This window comes from Mesorhizobium sp. KR1-2, assembly GCF_040045035.1.
Lineage (GTDB): Bacteria > Pseudomonadota > Alphaproteobacteria > Rhizobiales > Rhizobiaceae > Pseudaminobacter.
This window is the reverse complement of record NZ_JBDZDS010000002.1, coordinates 12,780-33,964: the sequence shown is the minus strand read 5'-3', so window position 1 is coordinate 33,964 and position 21,185 is coordinate 12,780. Positions and strand designations below refer to the sequence as shown.

At 62.7% G+C, this 21,185-nt stretch carries 18 protein-coding genes; 12 read left to right on the top strand and 6 right to left on the bottom strand.

What is annotated here, in order from left to right; translation table 11 throughout:
• Window positions 1-19 precede the first annotated feature (19 nt).
• Window positions 20-1,843, top strand: a complete 1,824-nt coding sequence (gene glmS / locus ABLE85_RS04345; RefSeq protein ID WP_348791488.1) for a glutamine--fructose-6-phosphate transaminase (isomerizing) — start codon at window positions 20-22, stop codon at window positions 1,841-1,843.
• 82 nt (window positions 1,844-1,925) lie between these two features.
• Window positions 1,926-2,687: a DUF502 domain-containing protein gene (locus ABLE85_RS04340; RefSeq protein WP_348791487.1), complete on the top strand. Its 762-nt coding sequence runs from the start codon at window positions 1,926-1,928 to the stop codon at window positions 2,685-2,687.
• On the opposite strand, the gene recG is transcribed toward ABLE85_RS04340, so the two are convergent.
• Window positions 2,639-4,747, bottom strand: a complete 2,109-nt coding sequence (gene recG / locus ABLE85_RS04335; protein WP_348791486.1) for an ATP-dependent DNA helicase RecG — start codon at window positions 4,745-4,747, stop codon at window positions 2,639-2,641. The two genes, ABLE85_RS04340 and recG, sit on opposite strands and share 49 nt — an antisense overlap.
• A gap of 93 nt (window positions 4,748-4,840) precedes the next feature.
• Here recG and ABLE85_RS04330 point away from each other — a divergent pair, with 93 nt between their 5' ends.
• The 6 genes from ABLE85_RS04330 (at window position 4,841) to ABLE85_RS04305 (ending at window position 13,529) form a co-directional block, all read left to right on the top strand.
• Entirely contained in the window at window positions 4,841-5,128 is a 288-nt protein-coding gene (locus tag ABLE85_RS04330) for a succinate dehydrogenase assembly factor 2 (protein WP_348791485.1), read from the top strand.
• Window position 5,129: 1 nt separating this feature from the next.
• Window positions 5,130-8,630, top strand: coding sequence for a transcription-repair coupling factor (mfd, locus tag ABLE85_RS04325; protein ID WP_348791484.1), 3,501 nt, complete (start codon window positions 5,130-5,132; stop codon window positions 8,628-8,630).
• A gap of 182 nt (window positions 8,631-8,812) precedes the next feature.
• Window positions 8,813-10,690 carry a 5'-nucleotidase C-terminal domain-containing protein gene (locus ABLE85_RS04320; RefSeq protein WP_348791483.1) on the top strand — a complete coding sequence of 626 codons (1,878 nt, stop codon included), beginning with the start codon at window positions 8,813-8,815 and terminating at the stop codon, window positions 10,688-10,690.
• Between the two features lie 189 nt (window positions 10,691-10,879).
• Complete coding sequence (gene hemH, locus ABLE85_RS04315) at window positions 10,880-11,944, top strand: ferrochelatase (RefSeq protein ID WP_348791482.1); 1,065 nt, start codon at window positions 10,880-10,882, stop codon at window positions 11,942-11,944.
• Window positions 11,945-12,089: 145 nt separating this feature from the next.
• Entirely contained in the window at window positions 12,090-13,043 is a 954-nt protein-coding gene (locus ABLE85_RS04310; RefSeq protein WP_348791481.1) for an SPFH domain-containing protein, read from the top strand.
• Between the two features lie 27 nt (window positions 13,044-13,070).
• Window positions 13,071-13,529 (top strand): NfeD family protein, encoded by a 459-nt coding sequence (locus tag ABLE85_RS04305; protein WP_348791480.1) that lies wholly within the window; start codon window positions 13,071-13,073, stop codon window positions 13,527-13,529.
• 60 nt (window positions 13,530-13,589) lie between these two features.
• On the opposite strand, the gene ABLE85_RS04300 is transcribed toward ABLE85_RS04305, so the two are convergent.
• Together ABLE85_RS04300 and ABLE85_RS04295 are read right to left on the bottom strand one after the other, a co-directional pair.
• Window positions 13,590-14,273: a DsbA family protein gene (locus ABLE85_RS04300; RefSeq protein ID WP_348791479.1), complete on the bottom strand. Its 684-nt coding sequence runs from the start codon at window positions 14,271-14,273 to the stop codon at window positions 13,590-13,592.
• 20 nt (window positions 14,274-14,293) lie between these two features.
• Complete coding sequence (locus ABLE85_RS04295; RefSeq protein WP_348791478.1) at window positions 14,294-16,111, bottom strand: extracellular solute-binding protein; 1,818 nt, start codon at window positions 16,109-16,111, stop codon at window positions 14,294-14,296.
• A 238-nt stretch (window positions 16,112-16,349) separates the two neighbouring features.
• On the opposite strand from ABLE85_RS04295, the gene ABLE85_RS04290 reads away from it, so the two are divergent.
• Window positions 16,350-16,970: an invasion associated locus B family protein gene (locus ABLE85_RS04290; protein ID WP_348791477.1), complete on the top strand. Its 621-nt coding sequence runs from the start codon at window positions 16,350-16,352 to the stop codon at window positions 16,968-16,970.
• A gap of 76 nt (window positions 16,971-17,046) precedes the next feature.
• Here ABLE85_RS04290 and hspQ read toward each other — a convergent pair whose 3' ends face one another.
• From hspQ to ABLE85_RS04275, 3 genes are all read right to left on the bottom strand, one after another.
• Entirely contained in the window at window positions 17,047-17,370 is a 324-nt protein-coding gene (gene hspQ / locus ABLE85_RS04285) for a heat shock protein HspQ (RefSeq protein ID WP_348792099.1), read from the bottom strand.
• 233 nt (window positions 17,371-17,603) lie between these two features.
• A complete protein-coding gene (locus ABLE85_RS04280; protein WP_348791476.1) occupies window positions 17,604-18,830 on the bottom strand; it encodes a UbiH/UbiF family hydroxylase in 1,227 nt (408 codons plus the stop codon).
• A gap of 90 nt (window positions 18,831-18,920) precedes the next feature.
• On the bottom strand, window positions 18,921-19,154 hold the full coding sequence (locus ABLE85_RS04275; RefSeq protein WP_348791475.1) for a hypothetical protein: 234 nt from the start codon (window positions 19,152-19,154) through the stop codon (window positions 18,921-18,923).
• 6 nt (window positions 19,155-19,160) lie between these two features.
• Between ABLE85_RS04275 and ABLE85_RS04270 the strand changes: the two genes are divergently transcribed.
• The 3 genes from ABLE85_RS04270 to pcsA are packed head-to-tail and all read left to right on the top strand — an operon-like array spanning window position 19,161 to window position 21,185.
• Window positions 19,161-19,832 (top strand): DUF2182 domain-containing protein, encoded by a 672-nt coding sequence (locus ABLE85_RS04270; RefSeq protein ID WP_348791474.1) that lies wholly within the window; start codon window positions 19,161-19,163, stop codon window positions 19,830-19,832.
• A 19-nt stretch (window positions 19,833-19,851) separates the two neighbouring features.
• Complete coding sequence (locus ABLE85_RS04265; RefSeq protein ID WP_348791473.1) at window positions 19,852-20,466, top strand: DUF1326 domain-containing protein; 615 nt, start codon at window positions 19,852-19,854, stop codon at window positions 20,464-20,466.
• The gene (gene pcsA / locus ABLE85_RS04260) at window positions 20,463-21,185 is read left to right on the top strand and encodes a phosphatidylcholine synthase (RefSeq protein WP_348791472.1); all 723 of its coding nucleotides are present in this window, start codon (window positions 20,463-20,465) and stop codon (window positions 21,183-21,185) included. Before ABLE85_RS04265 ends, pcsA begins: the two co-directional genes overlap by 4 nt.

Here is a 21,185-nt window from a genome sequence, read left to right as displayed (position 1 = left end):
AATCGGGGGCCGAACGAAGATGTGCGGAATCGTTGCTATTGTCGGCCAGACGGCCGTGGCGCCACTAATCGTTGATGCCCTGAAGCGGCTCGAATATCGCGGCTATGATTCGGCCGGCGTTGCCACCATCGAACGCGGCCGGCTCGCGCGCCGACGCGCCGAGGGCAAGCTGATCAATCTCGAGAAACGCCTGAAGGCCGAGCCGCTCGACGGCAATATCGGCATCGGCCATACGCGCTGGGCGACCCACGGCGTTCCCAATGAAACCAACGCCCATCCGCATTTCTCCAACGACGTTGCGGTGGTTCACAACGGAATCATCGAGAACTTTGCCGAACTGCGAGCGGAACTTACTGCGGACGGCTACGAATTTACATCGCAGACCGACACCGAGGTGGTTGCCCACCTCGTCTCGCGCGAACTCAAGCACGGCGCCGATCCGGTTGCGGCCGCACATGCGGCGCTGAAGCGCCTTGAGGGCGCATTCGCGCTCGCAATCATGTTCCGCGGCGATGAAAACCTCATCGTCGGCGCCCGCAACGGCCCGCCGCTGGCCGTCGGCCATGGCGAGGGCGAGATGTTCCTCGGCTCCGACGCCATTGCGCTGGCGCCCTTCACCAATTCCATCACCTATCTGGAAGATGGCGATTGGGCGGTGGTGCGCCGGGATTCGTTCAACATCTTCGACATCGAAGGCCAGCCCGTCGAGCGCAAGCGGCAGCAGTCGCTCAGCACCAGCTTCATGGTCGACAAGGGCAACCGCCGCCATTTCATGGAAAAGGAAATCCACGAGCAGCCGGAGGTCATCTCCCACACGCTCGCCAACTATGTGGATTTCACCGCCGGCATCTCCAAGCCGCTCGACCTGCCGTTCGACTTCGCCAAGATCGACCGGCTGGCGCTGTCGGCTTGCGGCACCGCCTATCTCAGCGGCCTCATCGGCAAATACTGGTTCGAGCGCATCGCGCGGCTGCCGGTGGACATCGATATCGCCTCCGAGTTCCGCTACCGCGAAATGCCGATCTCGAAGAACAGCGCCGCGCTGTTCATCTCGCAATCGGGGGAAACCGCCGACACGCTGGCCTCGTTGCGTTACTGCCGCAAGGCAGGCGTGCCGATCGGCGCCATCGTCAATGTCCGCGAATCGACCATTGCACGCGAATCCGACGTCGTGCTGCCGACGCTTGCCGGCCCCGAGATCGGCGTTGCCTCGACCAAGGCCTTCACCTGCCAGCTTTCGGTGCTCGCCTCGCTTGCCGTGCGCGCAGGCGTGGCGCGCGGCACCATCTCGACCGAGACGGAAAAGGTTCTTATCCGCGCGCTCTCCGAAGCGCCGCGTTACGCTAACCAGGTCCTGAAGCTCGACGAGCAGATCGAGAAGGTCGCGCGCGAGCTCTCGCACTATCGCCATGTGCTCTATCTCGGCCGCGACACCAACTTCCCGCTCGCCATGGAAGGCGCGCTAAAACTCAAGGAAATTTCCTACATTCATGCCGAAGGCTATGCCGCGGGCGAACTGAAGCATGGGCCGATTGCGCTGATTGACGAGAACATGCCGGTTATCGTCATCGCCCCGCACGACCGCATCTTCGAAAAGACCGTTTCGAACATGCAGGAAGTGGCCGCGCGCGGCGGCAAGATCATCCTGATCACCGACCGCAAGGGTGCCGAGCAGGCCTCGGTAAACACGATGGAGACGATCGTGCTGCCGGATGTGCCGGAGATCATCACGCCCATCGTCTATGCGCTGCCGATCCAGATGCTGGCCTATTTCACCGCCGTGTTCATGGGCACCGATGTCGACCAGCCGCGCAACCTCGCCAAGTCCGTGACGGTCGAATAAGCGGCCGCTCGGCCAATTTCGCTGTTCCAAAGGACGGTGTGCTTCACTAATGTTGCGCTGCAAACAGCGCGGCGGGTGAAGCATGTCTGATACGCACAAGTCCTCGGCGATGACCCGGTTGAGGAATTATTTCCTGACCGGCTTCGTTGTCTGCGCGCCGCTGGCGATTACCGCCTATATCGCCTGGTCGTTCATCGGCTGGGTCGATTCCTGGGTAAAACCCTACATTCCGGCCGACTACAACCCCGACACCTATCTCTCGGTCAGGGTACCCGGGTTTGGCCTCATCGTGGCGCTGGTGCTGATCACGCTGATCGGCTTCCTCACCGCCAACATCATCGGCCGCACGGTGATATCGCTGGGCGAGCGCATTCTCGACCGCATGCCGCTGGTGCGCAGCATCTACAAGGCGCTCAAGCAGATTTTCGAGACGGCCCTGTCGAACAAGAACGAGATGTTCCGCACCGTCGGGTTGGTCGAATACCCGCGCAAGGGCGTCTGGTCGCTCGTCTTCGTGGCCGGCGACAAGCGCACGGAAATCAACGAAAAACTCGATGGCGACGCGGAGGACCCGCTGATTGGTGTGTTCATGCCCTGCACGCCCAACCCCACCACCGGCTTCTTGATGTATGTGCGCAGGTCCGAGATCGTCCTGCTCGACATGAGCATAGAGGACGGCGCCAAGCTCATCGTCTCGGCCGGCCTCGTCGCGCCCGAGGCGAAGAAGAAGATCGCCAAGGGAAGGGCTGCGCCGGCCCTGGAGCAACTCGGCAATCCGACACAGCTCGAGGCCGCTCAGCCGGCACGCAGGAGCCGCACCGCCTCGTCGCGGCCGAACAAATAGAGCAGCGTCCGCACCGCTTTCCCGCGCTCGGTCTTCAGCTCCGGGTCTCGCGTCAGCAGCAGGCGTGCATCGTCGCGCGCGATCTCGAGCAGGTCAGCATGGGCCTCGATGCGTGCGACCTGGAACCCAGGCGTGCCTGACTGGCGAGTGCCCAAAAGTTCGCCTTCGCCGCGCAGCTTCAGGTCTTCCTCGGCGATGCGGAAACCGTCTTCGGTCTCGCGCATGACGGAAAGCCGGCGCTTTGCGGTTTCCCCCAGCGGGTCCTTGTAGAGCAGCACGCAGGTCGAGGCCTTGGAGCCGCGCCCGACACGTCCGCGCAGCTGGTGAAGCTGCGCAAGCCCAAAACGCTCGGCATGTTCGATGACTATGATCGTGGCGTCGGGCACATCGACGCCCACCTCGATGACAGTTGTGGCGATCAGGATGCGCGTTTCGCCTTCCTTGAAGGCGCGCATGGCCTCGTCCTTCTCCGCGCCCTTCATGCGCCCGTGGACGAGGCCGATCCTGTCGCCGAAAACTGGTTTTAGCGAAGCAAAGCGCTCTTCGGCCGACATCAGCTCGACTTCTTCGGACTCCTCCACGAGCGGACAGATCCAATAGACTTTCTGGCCCTCCGCTACGGCGTCGCGCATGCGCCCGACCAGTTCGTTGAGGCGATCGAATGGCAAGGTGACGGTGCGGATCGGCTGGCGGCCCGCCGGCTTTTCGGTCAGTCGCGACACGTCCATGTCGCCGAAGGCCGTCAGCACCAGCGTGCGCGGGATGGGCGTTGCCGTCATCACCAACATGTCCGGTGCGTCGCCCTTGGCAGTCATCGCAAGCCGCTGGTGCACGCCGAAGCGATGCTGCTCGTCGATTACGGCAAGCGCCAGGTCGCGAAACTGCACCGTCTCCTGGAACAGCGCATGCGTGCCGACGACGATATTGATCTCGCCATTCTCAAGCCCGGCCAGGATATCGGCGCGCTCGCGGCCCTTTTCGCGGCCGGTGAGGACCCCAATCCGCAAGCCGACCCTTTCCGCGAGCGGCGCAATGGACGAAAAATGCTGGCGGGCGAGGATTTCGGTAGGTGCCATCAGCGCCGCCTGTCCGCCAGCTTCCACAGCGCGAGCCATGGAAAGCAGCGCCACGACCGTTTTGCCCGAGCCGACATCGCCTTGCAGCAGGCGCAGCATGCGCTCCGGCTTTTGAAGGTCTGCGTCGATCTCGGCCAGCGCCAGCGTCTGCGAGCGCGTCAGCTCATAGGGCAGGGCTTTTCTCAGCGCCGCGATCAGCCTGCCGTCGCCGGTGAGCGGCCGGCCAGAAAGCTTGCGCACGGTGGCCCGCACCAGCGCCAGCGAAATCTGCCCGGCCAGAAACTCGTCATAGGCGAGCCGGCGCCACGCCGCGCTGTCGGGCGAAACGTCGAGCGGGTCCGCCGGGTTGTGAATGCGCTGCAGCGCGTCGCGCATCGCCGGAAACGTCTGCCGGCGCATCACGTCGGCGTCCTGCCATTCCGGCAGTTCCGGCGCCCGCTCCAGAGCCTGGCCGATGGCGCGACGCAGCACCTTTGGCGACAGGCCTGCGGTGAGAGGATAGACCGGCTCGACCAGCGGCAGGCTGCCGGCTTCCGCCTTTCGCGCGATATGATCGGGATGCACCATGCTCGGGCGGCCGTTGAACCACTCCATTCGGCCGCTCACGATCACTTCCTCGCCCACCGGTAGCGCACGCTCCAGCCACGAGGCGTTGGCGTGGAAAAAGGTCAGCGCGATTTCGCCCGTGTCGTCGAAGGCATAGACCCGGTAGGGCACCGACTTGTTGCCGCGCGGCGGCGGCATGTGCCGGTCCACCGTCACCTCCAGCGTCACGATGGCGCCGGATGGCGCGAGCGCGATGCCCGGCCGGTTGCGCCGGTCGATCACCGAATTGGGCAGCGTAAAGACGAGATCGGCCGCGCGCGCCGGCCGGTCGCTCAGGTCGGCGGGCACGACCTTGGCGATCAGGTCGGCTATTTTCGGTCCCACGCCGGCAAGCGAGGTGATCGGCACGAACAACGGGTCGAGGAGGGAAGGGCGCATGTTTGGCAGCTTATGCGCCGCGCGACCATGTGCAAGGCTGACAGGCCGCGTCATCCACGCTATATGCGCCGCTCGGCAATCAGGATGTGGAAGATGACAGGCACGACGCGATCAAGTGAGGGACTCGACACGCGCCGCCGCAAGCTGCTGTTCCGATCCTGGCACCGCGGCATGCGCGAGATGGATCTGATTCTCGGCACTTTCGCCGACACCACCATCCACGAGCTGTCCGACGCCGAACTCGACGAATACGAAAAGCTGCTGGAACTGCAGGACGCAGACCTGCTTTCGTGGTTCACCGGCGAGAGCGCCATTCCGGCAGCGCAAGACACTGCAATCTACCGCAAGATACTGGCCCAGCGCCTGTCCATGAGTTTCTAGGATGAGCCTGATCAAGAAAATCGGCCTGCCGAAGAGCGGCACCGGCCAGTTCATCGTCGATGGCGTGGCCGACGGCTACGAGGCCTTCGCGCTCGTCACCGCTGCGCTCGAGGCCGCGCCCGACGGCCCCGTGATCTTCGTCGCCCGCGACGGTCAGCGCCTGCCAGCGATAACCGATGCGCTGGCCTTTGCCGCGCCGGAGCTGCCGGTGCTGGATTTCCCGGCCTGGGACTGCCTGCCCTACGATCGCGTCTCGCCGGGTGCCGACGCTGCAGCCCGCCGTCTCGACGCGATGGCCGCCATGGCTTCGCTGGCCAAGAAGCCGCACCGCGCCGTCATCCTCACCACGGCCAACGCGCTCCTGCAGCGCGTGCCGCCGGCCTCCGCCATCGAGGCCCAGACCTTCCATGCGCGGCCCGGCAACCAGGTCGACATGAACGTGCTGATCGCGCGGCTGGAGAATTCCGGCTTCGACCGCGTCGCAACCGTGCGCGAGGTCGGCGAATTCGCCGTGCGCGGCGGCATTCTGGACCTGTTCGCCCCGGGCGCCGATGAGGCGCTGCGGCTCGACTTCTTCGGCGACACGCTGGAATCGATCCGCGCCTTCGACGTCGCCACCCAGCGCACCACCGGCCAGCGCAATGCGCTGACCATGCAGGCGATGAGCGAAGTGGCGCTGACACCCGAAGCCATCAGCCGCTTCCGCCGCCAATATATCGAAGCCTTTGGCGCGCCTTCGCGCGACGACGGGCTCTATGCGGCGGTCAGCGAGGGACGCCGCTTTGCCGGCATGGAACACTGGCTGCCCTTCTACTACGAGCGGCTGGAAACCATCTTCGATTACCTGCCTGACGCGCCGGTCGTGTTCGACCATCTGGCGCGCGAGGCGTTGGGCGAACGCCACACGCTGATCCTCGATTATTACGAGTCGCGCCGCCATCCGGCGACGACGGGTGTGTTGAAAGAGGCGGTGCCCTACAAGCCGGTTCCCCCGGCCGAGATGTATCTGTCGCCCGACGACGTGGCGGCAGCCGTTGCCGACCGCATGGCGGTGGAATTCACGCCCTTCGACACGCCCGAAACCGGCGGCCGCAAGCTCTTGCATGCCGGCTCCAAGCCCGCACGCGGCTTCGAGCTCGAACGCGCCGATCCGAACGTCAATGTCTTCGAGCGGGTCGTGAATTATGTCGGCGACCTGCGCGCGGCCAAGCGGCGCGTGCTCATCGCCGGCTGGACGGAAGGCTCGCTCGATCGCCTGACGCAGATCCTGACCGAGCACCAACTCGGCAATCTCAAACCCGTCGCGACACTCGCCGATGTCGAAAAGCTGAGCGCGGGACAAGCCGGTCTTTCCGTGCTGCCGCTCGAAGCCGGCTTCGAGACCGACGAACTCGTCGTCGTCGCCGAGCAGGACATTTTGGGCGACCGCCTCGTGCGCCGCTCCAAGAAGCGCAAGCGTGCCTCCGATTTCATCGCGGAAGCCGCGGCGCTGTCGGCTGGCGACATCGTCGTCCATGCCGACCACGGCATCGGCCGCTTCGTCGGCCTGCGCACCATCGAGGCCGCCGGCGCGCCACACGACTGTCTCGAAATCCACTATGCCGGCGATGACCGCCTGTTCCTGCCGGTCGAAAACATCGAGCTTCTGTCGCGCTACGGCTCGGATTCGGCCGAAGCCACGCTGGACAAGCTAGGCGGCGGTGCCTGGCAGGCGCGCAAGGCCAAGCTCAAGCGTCGCCTGCTCGACATGGCCGGCCAGCTGATAAAGCTCGCCGCGGAGCGCCAGATGCGCTCGGCCCCCGTCATCAGCCCGCCGGATGGTGTCTATGGCGAGTTCTCCGCCCGCTTCCCTTATGAGGAGACGGACGACCAGCAGCGCGCCATTGATTCGGTCATGGACGATCTCTCGGCCGGCAAGCCTATGGACCGCCTGGTCTGCGGCGATGTCGGCTTCGGCAAGACGGAAGTGGCGCTGCGCGCGGCGTTTCTCGCCGCCATGGAAGGCTTCCAGGTCGCGGTCGTGGTGCCCACCACGCTGCTCGCCCGCCAGCATTTCAAAACCTTTTCGCAGCGCTTCGCCGGGCTTCCGGTGGTGGTACGCCAGGCCTCGCGCATGGTCGGCTCCAAGGAGCTCGCCGAGACTAAGAAAGCGATCGCGGAAGGCACGGTCGACATCGTTGTCGGCACACACGCGCTTCTCGGCAACACGATCACCTTCAAGAACCTCGGCCTGCTCATCATCGACGAGGAGCAGCACTTTGGCGTCAAGCACAAGGAGCGGCTGAAGGAACTCAAGAGCGACGTGCACGTGCTGACGCTCTCGGCAACGCCGATCCCGCGCACGCTGCAGCTGGCGCTCACCGGCGTGCGCGAGCTTTCGCTCATTGCCACGCCGCCGGTCGACCGCATGGCGGTGCGCACCTTCATATCGCCCTTCGACCCGCTCGTGGTGCGCGAGACGCTGCTGCGCGAGCGCTATCGCGGCGGCCAGAGCTTTTATGTCGTGCCGCGCATCACCGACCTTTCGGAGATCCGCGACTTCCTGCATGGCTCGGTGCCCGAACTGAAGATTGCGACCGCCCACGGCCAGATGCCGGCCGGCGAGCTCGACGACATCATGAATGCCTTCTACGACGGCCAGTACGACGTGCTCCTGTCGACCACGATCGTCGAATCCGGCCTCGACATCCCGACCGCCAACACGATGATCGTGCACCGGGCGGACATGTTCGGCCTCGCCCAGCTTTACCAGCTGCGCGGCCGCGTCGGCCGTTCCAAGCTGCGCGCCTATGCGCTGATGACCTTGCCGGCCAACAAGAAGCTGACCGACACCGCCGACCGGCGCCTCAAGGTGATGCAGTCGCTCGATACGCTGGGCGCTGGCTTCCAGCTCGCCAGCCACGACCTCGACATCCGCGGCGCCGGCAACCTGCTCGGCGAGGAACAGTCGGGCCACATCAAGGAAGTCGGCTTCGAGCTCTATCAGCAGATGCTGGAAGAGGCGGTGGCCGAGATCAAGGGCGATGGCGAAGCGCTGGACGGCGGCTGGTCGCCGCAGATCACCGTCGGCACGGCCGTCATGATCCCCGAAGGCTATGTGCCCGACCTGCAGCTCAGGCTGGCGCTCTATCGGCGCCTGGCCGATCTCGACTCACCGGAAGAGATCGATGCTTTCGCCGCCGAGATGATCGACCGCTTCGGCCCGTTGCCGGAAGAGGTCCAGCATCTGTTGAAGATCGTCTTCATCAAGGCGCTCTGCCGCAAGGCCAATGTCGAGAAGTTGGATGCCGGACCCAAGGGCATCGTCATCCACTTCCGCAAGCGCGAGTTCTCCAATCCGGCGGGCCTGGTCAAATTCATCGGCGAGCAGGGATCGCTGGCCAAAATCCGGCCGGACCAGAGCGTGGTCTTCATCCGCGACTGGCCGAGCGCCGAAAAGCGCCTCGCCGGTTCGGCTGTGGTCATGACGCAGTTGGCGCGGCTGGTCGAAAAGGCCGCCTGAACGCACAAAACGGCGCTTGCCATGTTGGATGGCAGGCGCTTTCCCCGAATCCGTTGATTTGCCGGTTCGCTAAAGGCGGCTGCTTGCATCGATCTCAGCATGATGTGAACATGCCGCCGGTCGCGTAGTCAAACGGTCAACGACCCGCGCTATATCACCAGGATCATTCGGGGAGACAGATCATGAGGAAATTCGCTGCCGCAGCAGCCTTGTCCGCATCGGCATTTGCCATGTCGACCGGCGTTTCTTTTGCCGACTACACCTTGCATATCCTGCATATCAACGACTGGCACAGCCGCATCGAATCCAACAACAAATACGAATCGACCTGCTCAGCGGAAGAAGAGACCAAGGGCGAGTGCATCGGCGGCGCGGCCCGTCTGGTGACGGCCATCGCCGAGCGCCGCAAGGCGTTGGAGGGGCAAAACGTGCTCCTGCTCAACGGCGGCGACAATTTCCAGGGCTCGCTGTTCTACGCCACCTACAAGGGCGCGGTGGAAGCCGAATTCCTGAACCAGATGAAGTTCGACGCCATGACCGTGGGCAACCATGAGTTCGACGATGGCGAGGGTGCGCTGGTGCCATTCCTGGAGAAGGTGCAGTTTCCGGTCGTGAGCGCCAATGTCCATCCCGACGCTCAATCGAAGGTTGGCGACCGCATCAAGCCCTCGATCGTGCTCGAAGTCGGCGGCGAGAAGATCGGCATCGTCGGCGCGGTGACCACCGACACGCCCGAAATCGCCGCTCCTGGCCCGAACATCGCCATTGAGGACGATATCAAGACCATCACTGCCGAGGTCGAGAAGCTAAAGGCCCAAGGCGTCAACAAGATCATCGCGCTGACGCATGTCGGTTATCCGCGGGACAAGGAGATGATCGCCAAGATCCCGGGGGTCGACGTGGTCGTGGGCGGACACTCGCATTCGCTGCTGTCCAACACCGATGCGAAGGCCGAGGGGCCGTATCCGACGATGATCGACAACCCCGAGGGCTACAAGGTGCCGGTCACGCAGGCGGCGTCCTATTCGAAGTATCTCGGCGAGTTCACGGTGGTGTTCGACGACAACGGCGTCGTCAAGGAAGCCCGCGGCGACCCGCTCTATCTCGACAACAGCATCAAGCCCGACGAGGCAGTTCTGGCACGCATCAAGGAACTCGGCGCCCCGATCGAGGAACTGAAGGCCAAGGAAGTTTCCGAGACCACAGCGGCCATCGATGGCAGCCGCGAGAGCTGCCGCGCTCGGGAGTGCGAAATGGGAAACCTGATCTCTGACGCCATTCTCGATCGTGTAAAGGGGCAGGGTGTCCAGATCGTGTTCCAAAACGGCGGCGGCATCCGCGCCTCTATTGGCAAGGGCCGCGTGACTATGGGGGACGTGCTGACCGTTCTGCCCTTCCAGAACACGCTCGCGACTTTCCAGCTCTCGGGCAAGGACATCGCCGATTCCATCGAGGCGGGCCTCAGCGAGATCGAGGAAGGCAAGGGCAAGTTCCCGCAGGTCGCGGGCCTCAGATACAGCTTCGACAAGTCGGTCGCGGCCAACCAGGGCAGGCTGAAGTCGGTGGAGGTCAAGGAGGGCGACGCCTGGCAGCCGCTCGATCCGGCCAAGATCTACGGCGTGGCCACCAACGATTTCGTTCGCGCCGGCGGCGACGGCTACAAGATCTTCGCTCAGAATGCCCAGAATGCATACGATTTCGGGCCAAGCCTGGAACAGGTGGTCGCCGACTACCTAGCCGCGCACCGACCCTATACGCCCAAGCTCGAGGGCCGCATCACCGAGATCGCTCAGGCAGGTTCTGCGGAGGAAGCCAAGCCGGCCGAGGCCAGCCCCGCGCCTGCACCGGCAGAGACGGCCAAGCCTGCTGAGGAAGCCAAGCCTGCGGAGGCCAAGGGAGCCGACAGCCACGTGGTCGTGGCCGGCGACACCTATTGGGACATCGCCAAGAAGGCCTACGGCAGCGGTGCCAAGTGGCGAACCATTGCCAAGGCCAATTCCAAATATGCCGCACGGCATTTGCCGGTCGGCGCGACGCTGAAGATTCCGGCTTCGCATTGAGCCGGGACTGGCTCGGAAGAAAGTCCGTCGGGAAACCGGCGGACTTTTTTGCCGGGACACTGAGCCGTCGACAAATATGGCTAGGGCAGGGGCTCGGGTCGCGGTAGAGGCGCCTGCGGCCAGACGCGGCATTGGAATCCGCGCGTCGGACCACTAGGTTCTGGCCTGTGCGCGGGAGACTTAATCGAGATGAACATGACAATCGACAACACCAAGGCCGAAACGATTGCGGGCCCGGCCCTGTCGGGCATTCAAGCCGCACCGCGGAGCGGCAAGGTCGGGGTCATGCTGCTCAATCTCGGCACGCCGGACGGAACCGATTTTGCGCCCATGTGGCGCTATCTGCGGGAATTTCTGTCGGACCCGCGCGTCATCGAGTTGTCGCGCGTCATCTGGTATCCGATCCTCTATGGGCTGGTGCTGACGACGCGGCCGAAGAAGTCCGGCGCCAACTACAAGTCCATCTGGAACGAGGAACGCAACGAATCACCACTGCGCACCTACACGCGCGCGCAGGCGGAAAAGCTCGCCACACTTCTGACCGACACGCCGAATGTGGTGGTCGACTGGGGCATGCGCTACGGCAGTCCCTCTACCGCGAGTGCGGTGCAGCGCCTCATGGAGCAAGGCTGCGACCGCATCGTGATGTTCCCGCTCTATCCCCAGTTCTCCGCCACAACCACGGCGACCGCGAGCGACCAGCTGTTCCGCGCCTTGATGAAGATCAGGGCCATGCCGGCGGTTCGTACGGTGCCGGCCTATTATGACGAGCCGGTCTATATCGAGGCATTGGCAAACTCGATCACCAGCCACCTCGCCACGCTCGACTTCGAGCCGGAAGTTGTGATCGCCTCTTATCACGGTATTCCCAAGCCCTATTCGGATCGAGGTGATCCCTACCAGGCCCATTGCCTGGAAACGACCCGCCTGCTGCGTGAGAGGCTGGGCTGGAACGACAAGAAGCTGATCACCTGCTTCCAGTCGCGATTCGGCGCGCAGGAGTGGCTGCAGCCCTACACCGACAAGACGGTGGAAAAGCTTGCCCGCGAAGGCGTTAAGTCGATCGCCGTGGTCAATCCCGGCTTCTCGGCGGATTGCATCGAAACGCTCGAGGAAATCGCGGGCGAGGCCGCCGAGATATTCCACCATGCTGGCGGCAAGAACTTCGCGCATATCCCTTGTCTCAATGACAGTGCGGACGGCATGGCCGTCATCGAGGCACTGGTGCGCCGCGAATTGTCGGGCTGGGCTTAAGTCAGCCGAGACTTAGACAGACCGCGCGGTCTCGTTCGTACTTGCGGACGAGGTTTTCGGGCACACCTCCCGCGCGATTGTAACCGTCATGAATCGACTTTAAGTGTTGTGCGGCGAAAGCGCCGCACATGAGAGGGAGAGCCGCATGCCGTTCACGGGTTCCGACATCTTGATCCCGATACTTGTCGTCCTTGTCCTGCTTTTCCTGTTTGCGGGCATCAAGACGGTGCCGCAAGGCTACAACCACACCGTAGAGCGTTTCGGCCGCTACACGCGGACGCTGGCTCCGGGCCTGAACCTCATAGTTCCCTTCATCGACCGCATTGGTGCCAAGATGAATATGATGGAGCAGGTGCTTGATGTGCCGACGCAGGAGGTGATCACCCGCGACAACGCGATCGTCGGTGTCGACGGGATTGCGTTCTATCAGGTGCTCAATGCGGCGCAGGCGGCTTATCAGGTGTCGGGGCTGCAGAACGCCATCCTCAACCTGACCATGACCAACATCCGAACGGTCATGGGGTCGATGGACCTGGACGAGTTGTTATCCAATCGCGATGCGATCAACGAACGGCTGCTACGTGTCGTCGACCAGGCGGCGCATCCCTGGGGCATCAAGATCACGCGCGTCGAGATCAAGGATATCAACCCGCCGGCCAACCTGGTCGATTCGATGGCGCGCCAGATGATGGCCGAGCGCAACAAGCGTGCGCAGATTCTCGAGGCCGAGGGTTTGAAGCAGGCGCAGGTTCTGCAGGCGGAAGGCCGCAAGGAGGCCGCGTTCCGCGACGCCGAGGCGCGCGAGCGTTCGGCCGAGGCGGAGGCCCGTGCCACCCAGGTGGTGTCGGAAGCGATCGCCCAGGGCGACGTGCAGGCCATCAACTATTTCGTTGCTCAGAAATACACTGAAGCACTGGCCAAGATCGGTTCGTCCAGCAACAACAAGATCGTCCTGATGCCTTTCGAGGCGTCGTCGCTCATAGGCTCCCTGGGTGGCGTCGGCGCCATCGCCAGGGAGGTGTTTGGGAGCGAGGGCAATGTGCCTGCGCCGCGCCAGTCGGCGCGCACGCCCGTCGTGCGGGCCCCCGACAAAGAATGACCTTCGGCGCTATCGGGCGGAAGCCACATGATTGAGCACATCGTTATCGAACTCGGCCCCTGGAACTGGATGGTGCTCGGCTTCGTGCTGTTGGTGTTGGAGCTTCTGCTGCCGGGGGTGTTCCTGCTCTGGATCGGCATCGCCGCGCTGATCACCGGCGCCCTTTCGCTTGCGATTTGGGACGTCGGGCTCTGGGTATGGCAGGTGCAGGTGCTGGTCTTTCTGGTCCTGTCGCTAATCAGTCCCTATGCCGGCCGCAAGATCATGAACGAAGCCGGCGAGACGAGCGATCAGCCGCTTCTCAACCGACGCGGCGAGCAACTGATAGGGCGCACCGCGACCCTGACCGAGCCGATCCGCGAAGGGCGCGGTCGCATCAAGCTCGGCGACACGATGTGGAATGTCTCGGGGCCCGACCTTCCTGTTGGCGCGCGCGTACGCGTGACCGGCGTGGCGGATCTGGATCTGCTAGTCGAAGCGGTCTGACGACGGCACCTACTCGGCCGAGAGTGTGCGGCCGAAATTGCAAAGACAAAGAAAGAGGGCCTAACGCGCAGAATCCAGCTCGCCGCGGGCCTTTGCCGCCGCAATCTGGCGGATGGCATCGGCCAGCGTGTCGGTGTCCTGGGCGCCCATCACCGCATACTTGCCCTCGAACAGGAAGCAGGGAACGCCCGAAATGCCCATGCGAGATGCGGTTGCCGCCTCGTTCGCAACGGCATCGCGATCGGCGTCGGTGGCAAGCATGGCTTCCACCACCGGCGCATCCATCCCTGCTTCGCGCGCGGCCTCGACCAGCACGGCGTGGTCGCCGAGGTTCCTGCCTTCCTCGAAATAGAGTTTAAACAGCTTACGAGCGAGCCTACCTTGCACCTCGGAGCCGTTGGCTGCAGCCCAGCGCAGCACCCGGTGCGCGTCGAGCGTGTTGGGCGAGACGGTGATGGCAGCAAAATCGAAGTCGATGCCTTCGGCCAGGCCCAATTGTTCTATCTTGGCGTGAATCTCGCGCAGGCGCTCCTCGCTGCCGAACTTCGCTAGCATGTACTGCTTGCGGTCCCTGCCTTCAGGCGGAATGGTCGGATCGAGTTGGAACGGGCGCCAGTGGATCTCGACATCGACCTCAGGCACCGCGGCAACCGCCTTGTCGAGGCGCTTCTGGCCGATGAAGCACCAGGGGCAGACAACGTCCGACACCACGTCGATGGTCAGCGATTGCTGAGAGGTGCTCATGGGCTGATCCTTTCTGCCGGTCAGTCCGGCTTGTGCCACCATGTCGGAAGTTGATAGCCGAACACCGGCGTTTTGGCTGGGTGCGCCAGGTAATTCCAGGAGGAAACGTACTGCCGGTTGTCGAAATGCATGGGCACCATATAGGCGCTCGAAATCAGCAGCCGGTCGAGCGCACGGACCGCGGCCACGTAAGCGTCCTTGTCGCGTGCGTTGAGCATCGCATCGATCATCGCATCGATCGCCGGATCGGCAGCACCTGCGAGGTTGAACGAGCCTTCGGCATTCGCCGATTCCGATCCCCAACGGCCGATCAGCTCGGTGCCGGGCGACAACGTGCCGAGGAAGCCGGTGGAGCCTATCAGCACGTCGAAGTCGAAGCGCTGCTTGCGCATCTGGATCTGGTCGGCTTCCAGCGCCCGGATGGTGACGGTGATGCCGATCTTCGCCAGCGTTCGCTGGTAGAGGGCCGCGAGCCTTTCCTCGCTCTGCGAAGCGGTCAGAATCTCGAAGCTGAAAGGTTCGCCTTGCGGATTGACGAGCTGGCCGTCCTCGATTCGGTAGCCTGCGCTTTTCAGGAGATCGAGCGCTGCCTTGAGCTCGGTGCGGTCGTTACCGGAGCCGTCGGTTTCGGGCGGACGGTAGGTGCCGTCCATCACCGACGGCAGCACCTTGTCGGGGAAGGGGGCAAGCAAGGCGCGTTCAGCCGCGCTGGCTGGCCGACCGAGAGCGGACAGTTCCGAGTTCTGCCAGTAGCTTGCCGTGTGCTTGAACTGCCCGTTGAACAGGTTCTTGTTGGCCCATTCGAAGTCATAAAGCAGGGCGAGCGCCCGCCGCACGCGCACGTCTGCGAATTTCGGCAGGCGCGAATTGAAGAGGAAGCCGGTGACGACAGGCGGAAGGCCGTTCTCGAACACCTCGGTCACGACTTTGCCGTCGCGTGCGGCGGGAAAGTCGAGGTTGCGCTCTCGCTTCACCGGGTCGGTTTCCTCATAGACCGCGCAGAGCCCTTTCTTGAAGGCCTCGAATTGGGAATTGGCGTTGAGGAAATACTCGATGGTGACGCGGTCGAAATTGTCGAAACCGCGCTTGGTGGGCAGGTCCTTCGCCCAGTAGTCGGGATTGCGTTCGAATACGATCCGTTGTCCCGGCACAACCTTGGCTATCCGGTAGGGTCCGCTGCCGATAAGCGGCTTCAGCGTGGTCTGGTCGAAGGTCGTCTTGTCGAAGGCATGCTTCGGGATGATCGGGGTCATCGCGATGATCAGCGGAAATTCACGGTCTGCCAGCTCGTTGAAGGTGAAGCGGACACTTCGCTCGCCGGTCTTCTCGATCTTGGCGATCTTCTTCATGCGGTCGCTGTAGGGTGGGCGGCCCTTCTCTGTGTAGACCTCATAGGTGAACAGCACGTCGTCGGCGGTCACCGGCGCGCCGTCCGACCATTTCGCGTTCGGATTGAGATTGAACTCCACGCTCTTGCGATCGGGTGTGATGTCGAGCGATTCTGCAAGCAAGCCGTAAAGCGAGAAAGGCTCGTCGGCGCTGCGCTGCATGAGCGGTTCGAACACCAGATTGCCGTACATGGTGTCGATAATGCCGCGCGCGGTGGTGCGCAGGCTCTTGAGGATGAACGGGTTGAGGTTGTCGAAGCTGCCGACCACGCAATAGGTGACGCTGCCGCCCTTCGGCGCATCGGGGTTCACATAGGGGAAGTTGCGAAGGCCGTCTTTCAACGCCGGTTCGCCCTGCATGGCGATCGAATGCACAGGCTCTGCGCGAGCCGCGGCACCGGCCGACAGGATAGCTCCGACGGTGCAGAGAGAAAGAAATATACGACGCATAAACGGCGTGCCCTTGGCGAAAATATTCCGATGATTCGGGTTTGAACCTATCATGGCGGCACTATTGTGGGTTTAGTTGGGACTCACGTACATTATCGCAGCAAACGGGGCTGGATTCGCAACGCGGCGCGGTGTAACAGCCGTCAAAAGTCATGCTGTCGCCTCAATTGCGCAACAGGTAGCGTTGGTGACGGTACTGCCAGCCGGTCCCGGGGATCATTTGAGAGGATTGAGATAGATGACGAGCCTGAAAACCGACACTGCCCGTCTTTCGGTCATGGCCGCAGGCGTGGTCGGCATGCTCGCCGCTGGTCTTGCGCCGGCTGCAGCGCAGCAAATTCCGCAAGGCTGGTTCAAGGCCTGCTCGAAGCAGGAAGATGTCGACATCTGCAACGTGCAGAACATCTCGACGGCTGCATCCGGCCAGCTGGTTACGGGCATCAGCCTGATCGAGCTCAAGGGCAAGGTCAACCGCAAGGTCTTCCAGGTCACGGTTCCCACCGGTCGCCTCGTTCCTCCCGGCATCGGCCTGCAGATCGATGGCGGCAAGGCGCAGAAGCTGGACTATGTGATCTGCTTCCCGGATCGCTGTGTCGCAGAAGCACCGATGACCGATCAGCTCATCGCCTCGTTCAAGAAGGGCTCGGAGCTCACGCTGACCTCCGTGAACTTCCAGAACCAGCAGAACCCGGTCAAGGTTTCGCTGCAGGGCTTCACCGGCGTGTTCGACGGCCCGGCCATGCAGCAGTCGGACCTCGAGGAGCGGCAGAAGAAGCTGCAGGAGTTCGTCAGCAAGAACAACGAGGACTTCGCCAAGAAGCTCAAGGAAGAGCAGGACAAGGCGAAGACGGCCAACTGACCGTCGGATCGATCCAAACAAAGAAAGCGGGGTTTTGGCCCCGCTTTTCTTTTGCGCCCTGGAAGCGTCCGGAGGTTCAGTGCCGCGCCTGGCGCTTCAGCGCATAGTGGCCGTCGGGAGTCAGAGTGAACAGTTCGCTCAACTGCGGATGCCGCATCGGCTCCCCGGACTGATCGGCAAGCAGGTTCTGCTCCGACACATAGGCGATGTATTCCGTCTCGTCGTTTTCCGCCAGCAAGTGGTAGAAGGGCTGGTCCTTGCTCGGCCGAACCTCTGCGGGAATAGCCTCGTACCACTCCTCGGTGTTGCTGAATTGCGGATCGACGTCGAAGACAACACCCCGAAACGGAAACAGGCGGTGCCTTACAACTTGGCCGATCGCAAATTTTGCCGTTTTCATATCAATCACGTCAAATCCGGTTTCTCCTGCTTCCAGTGAAGGAGGAGCTGCTTCTTATTGATTGATCAAGCCTTTTCACGGCTGCGATCAGCCTTCGATATTGGCGTACGCTTGCGCACAATTCAATGCCGCCTTGCCCCGCGCGCCCGGAAACAATGCGTGAACGAGACCATTCCGGGTAAATTCGGCGCGATTCCGGTGTGGTTGCCGACCGGATCTTCCGTATCCTTCGCTCAGCTGGCGCCGGTACGCGGGGGAAGACCGGCCGTGAACAGGTTGCCGAACGCTGAAAAGCCGCTGCCGGGCTTCAGGCCCTCGCGCATGAAGAAGGCGCGAAGCGGCGCAAAGCCTCCAAGCATGCTCAGGCCGAGGCTACGTAGCATTTGAGCAGGGAGCAGGTTGGACAGGAGCGACTGGTTCAGCAACCCGACCGCGCCGCTGCGTGCCAGAATGTCCGGCCGGCGCTGCCGGTCATAGGCCGACAGGGCCGAGGGCGCACCTGGGTCTGTACGGTTGGCAATCGCAACGTCAACCAGTTGCTGGACGTCCCTGATGCCAAGATTGAGACCCTGGGCGCCAATGGGCGGAAAGACATGGGCAGCCTCGCCCACGAGCGCGATACGGTTCTGCGCAAAGCTTCTCGGAAGTATCGCCGACAGCGGATAGATTTGCCTGCCCGGCTCCACCGTGACCCGGCCGAGCATGGACTGCATGCGCTCTTCGGCACGGATCGACAGCGTTTCATCATCCAGCGCGGCAAGTTCGTCGGCCGTCTCCGGCCTGACCACCCATACCAGGCTCGAGCGGTTTCCCGGCAGCGGCACCTGGGTAAAAGGCCCGGTTTCGGTGTGGAACTCGGTCGAAGTGAAGCCATGCTCGCGGCTATGGGCGAAATTGAGGACCAGAGCTGCTTGCGGATAGGGGTGCGTGGTGGTCGAAATCTCCGCCGCTTCGCGAGCCGGCGATGAGCGCCCGTCGGCGGCCACGGCAAGTGCGGCGACGATTTCGGTCCCGTCGGCCAGCAGCGCGTGGACGCGGCTTGGTTCCGGATGCCAGCGCTCGACGAGGGTCTGGTGCCAGACGATGGCGGGATGGGCAGAAACGGCGCTCTCGAGCGCTTCATTCAGGTAGCGATTGGGGATGTTCAGCCCGAAATAGGGCTCGCCGATTTCACCGGCATGGAAGGTGACGATCGGACTGCGGATCAGCCGGTTTGTCGCGTCGACGATGCGCATGGCGCGCAGCGGCGCGCCATCGGGCTCGAGCGCAGCCAGGACACCAAGCGAGTCCAGATACTTCAGGGCAGGGACCATGAGCGCCGTGGTGCGGCGATCATTGCCGTTTACCGCAGGCCCGACGAGGTCGACGGAAAAACCCGCTTTGGCCATCGCCAATGCGGCGATCAGTCCTGCGGGGCCAGTCCCCGCGACCAGGATTCCGGCTGTTCCATCGCGACCCAAGGCAAAACCTCATGCATTCCGAATACTGGATGCAAATCCAGCTGTGCTTCTCATATAGGATAGCCCTATCATATTGATCAACGTGGCGATTCAGCCCATCGGCGGTTCATGGCTATCAATCCGGAAGGCTTCGATCACCTCGACCCGACAGGTCGCGCGGCAGGGTACGTCGGACAGCATCCGCGCCCGATCGTCTACGCCGTTCTGGGCGCCGGCATCATGTTGTCGTGGGTGATGCTGGCCCTGATGGCTGCGCGCGGTGCCGATTTGCGCGGCCCCGGCGGAGATGCGCCGGGCGATGAACTCTTGCGAATGCTGCCGCAAGTGCCCATGCCGGTCTTTCTGGATCGGTTCTTTGCCCTCTGCCTGAGCCCCGCACCGCCCGGGAGCCTTGCATCAGGAGCCTTTGCTGCACTCACCCTGATGTGGTTCTTGATGTCGATCGCGATGATGTTGCCTTCGGCAGCGCCAATGATCCGGACATACTGCGAGATTGCCGATACGGCGTGCCGGAAGCGCGAGCCCGTCGTGCATCCGCTGGTTCTTGTGGCGGGGTATCTCACCACGTGGCTGGTCGCTTCGGCTCTCTTCGCCGCACTGACGCTGCTCATCCATCTGTTTGCCGCCGGCATCCAGACTGCGCCGGTCGAAGGACTTGCTGGCGCTCTCGCTCTCGGCTTGGCCGGCCTTTACCAGTTCAGCGGGCTGAAGGACGCCTGCCTGAACAACTGCCGCAACCCGTTCTCGATTCTGTTCGGGCGTTGGAGCCCGAAGCCATGGCGCATTTTTCGGCTGGGTATCGAGCAGGGGCTGTGGTGCCTTGGCTGCTGCTGGGCCCTGATGCTGGTGATGTTTGCCGTCGGCATCATGAATTTGTTCTGGATGGCGCTAATCGCGCTGTTTACGCTCGTCGAAAAACAAGGAACAAAGCGTTTCTCAACGCGGCTCGCGGGTGCGATACTGCTTGTGTGGGCTGTCGCGCTTCTAGTAAGTTCAGCCTGACCGGGAAGGGGGGCATTCCATGGCCGAACAGAGCTGGGCAATGAAGGGAGAGCTTGTGCTCTCCTGTAACTGCACGGTTTTTTGTCCGTGCGTTCTGTCGTTGGGGAACCATCCGCCGACTGAAGGCTACTGCCAGACCTGGGCCGGCTTCCGCGTCGATGCAGCACATTACGGCGATGTCGACCTGTCCGGCCTTAATCTCGGGTTGATCATGGAAATTCCCGGCTATATGAGCCGGGGCAATTGGACAGCAGGCTTGTTCATCGATGAGCGTGCGTCGATCTACGCGGCCAAGGCCTTCACCAAGATATTTACCGGCAAGGCGGGCGGCACCACGTCGCTGCTGTCGATCCTGGTAGGAAAGTTCCTCGGCGTGGAGCAGGTGCCTATCAGCTACGAGACGCATGACAGGACCCGCGTGTTCCAGATACCGAAGATCATTGACGGCGCGATCACGCCGATCCAAGGCAAGGACAGGTCGGGCGACACCGTCATCACCAATTCCGAATACTGGATCGCACCTGAGATCATCGTGGCCAAGTCCGACAAGAGCAGGATGCGCGCCTTCGGCCGGAACTGGAATTTCGCTGGCCGTTCGGCCGAAATCTGCAAACTGGACTGGCGCGGCCCGTGAAATCAAAAAAAGTAACCTGGCCGCAAGCGAAGGCCTTTTCCGTCCACCTACTCACGGCCTCAGGCTCGTTCCTCGCCTTCCTGTCGCTGGTGGCAGCAAGCGAACAGCGCTGGACGGCCATGTTCTGGTGGCTGGGTCTGGCGTTGTTCGTCGACGGCATCGACGGGCCGATTGCCCGCAAGCTGGAGGTCAAGGACATTCTGCCGACATGGTCGGGCGAGATGCTCGACAACATCATCGACTATGTCACCTATGTCCTCATCCCCGCCTTCGCGCTCTACCAGCGCGGCTTCATGGGCGATGGGCTGTCCTTCCTCTCGGCGGCGCTCATCGTGGTCTCGAGCGCGATCTACTATGCCGACACCGGTATGAAGACGAAGGAGAACTTCTTCAAGGGTTTCCCTGTGGTCTGGAACATGATCGTCTTCACGCTATTTGTCATCCAGCCGGGAGAACTGACATCGTTTGCGGTCATTGCGGTTGCAGCGATCATGACCTTCGTGCCGATGTATTTCCTGCATCCGGTGCGGGTGAAGCGGCTGCGTGAAATAAACCTCGCGGTCTTCCTCGCCTGGTGCGCCTTCGGTGCGATTGCGCTGTTGCAGGCCATGGACGCCAGCGAGATCGTGAAGATCGGCATTGCGGTCACCGGCATCTACCTATTCTTCATCGGCGGCGTCATGCAGTTTTTCCCCAAATTCGGCGACAGGAAACTCTGA

What these genes read in the sequence shown, in the direction of transcription:
- ABLE85_RS04340 (WP_348791487.1), top strand. Translation starts at nt 1,926, where the DNA reads ATGTCTGATACGCACAAGTCCTCGGCGATGACCCGGTTGAGGAATTAT.
- recG (WP_348791486.1), bottom strand. Translation starts at nt 4,747, where the DNA reads ATGCGCCCTTCCCTCCTCGACCCGTTGTTCGTGCCGATCACCTCGCTT.
- hspQ (WP_348792099.1), bottom strand. Translation starts at nt 17,370, where the DNA reads ATGAAAACGGCAAAATTTGCGATCGGCCAAGTTGTAAGGCACCGCCTG.
- ABLE85_RS04320 (WP_348791483.1), top strand. Translation starts at nt 8,813, where the DNA reads ATGAGGAAATTCGCTGCCGCAGCAGCCTTGTCCGCATCGGCATTTGCC.
- glmS (WP_348791488.1), top strand. Translation starts at nt 20, where the DNA reads ATGTGCGGAATCGTTGCTATTGTCGGCCAGACGGCCGTGGCGCCACTA.
- ABLE85_RS04310 (WP_348791481.1), top strand. Translation starts at nt 12,090, where the DNA reads ATGCCGTTCACGGGTTCCGACATCTTGATCCCGATACTTGTCGTCCTT.
- hemH (WP_348791482.1), top strand. Translation starts at nt 10,880, where the DNA reads ATGAACATGACAATCGACAACACCAAGGCCGAAACGATTGCGGGCCCG.
- ABLE85_RS04290 (WP_348791477.1), top strand. Translation starts at nt 16,350, where the DNA reads ATGACGAGCCTGAAAACCGACACTGCCCGTCTTTCGGTCATGGCCGCA.
- ABLE85_RS04330 (WP_348791485.1), top strand. Translation starts at nt 4,841, where the DNA reads ATGACAGGCACGACGCGATCAAGTGAGGGACTCGACACGCGCCGCCGC.
- ABLE85_RS04300 (WP_348791479.1), bottom strand. Translation starts at nt 14,273, where the DNA reads ATGAGCACCTCTCAGCAATCGCTGACCATCGACGTGGTGTCGGACGTT.
- ABLE85_RS04265 (WP_348791473.1), top strand. Translation starts at nt 19,852, where the DNA reads ATGGCCGAACAGAGCTGGGCAATGAAGGGAGAGCTTGTGCTCTCCTGT.
- ABLE85_RS04270 (WP_348791474.1), top strand. Translation starts at nt 19,161, where the DNA reads ATGCCGGTCTTTCTGGATCGGTTCTTTGCCCTCTGCCTGAGCCCCGCA.
- ABLE85_RS04295 (WP_348791478.1), bottom strand. Translation starts at nt 16,111, where the DNA reads ATGCGTCGTATATTTCTTTCTCTCTGCACCGTCGGAGCTATCCTGTCG.
- ABLE85_RS04305 (WP_348791480.1), top strand. Translation starts at nt 13,071, where the DNA reads ATGATTGAGCACATCGTTATCGAACTCGGCCCCTGGAACTGGATGGTG.
- mfd (WP_348791484.1), top strand. Translation starts at nt 5,130, where the DNA reads ATGAGCCTGATCAAGAAAATCGGCCTGCCGAAGAGCGGCACCGGCCAG.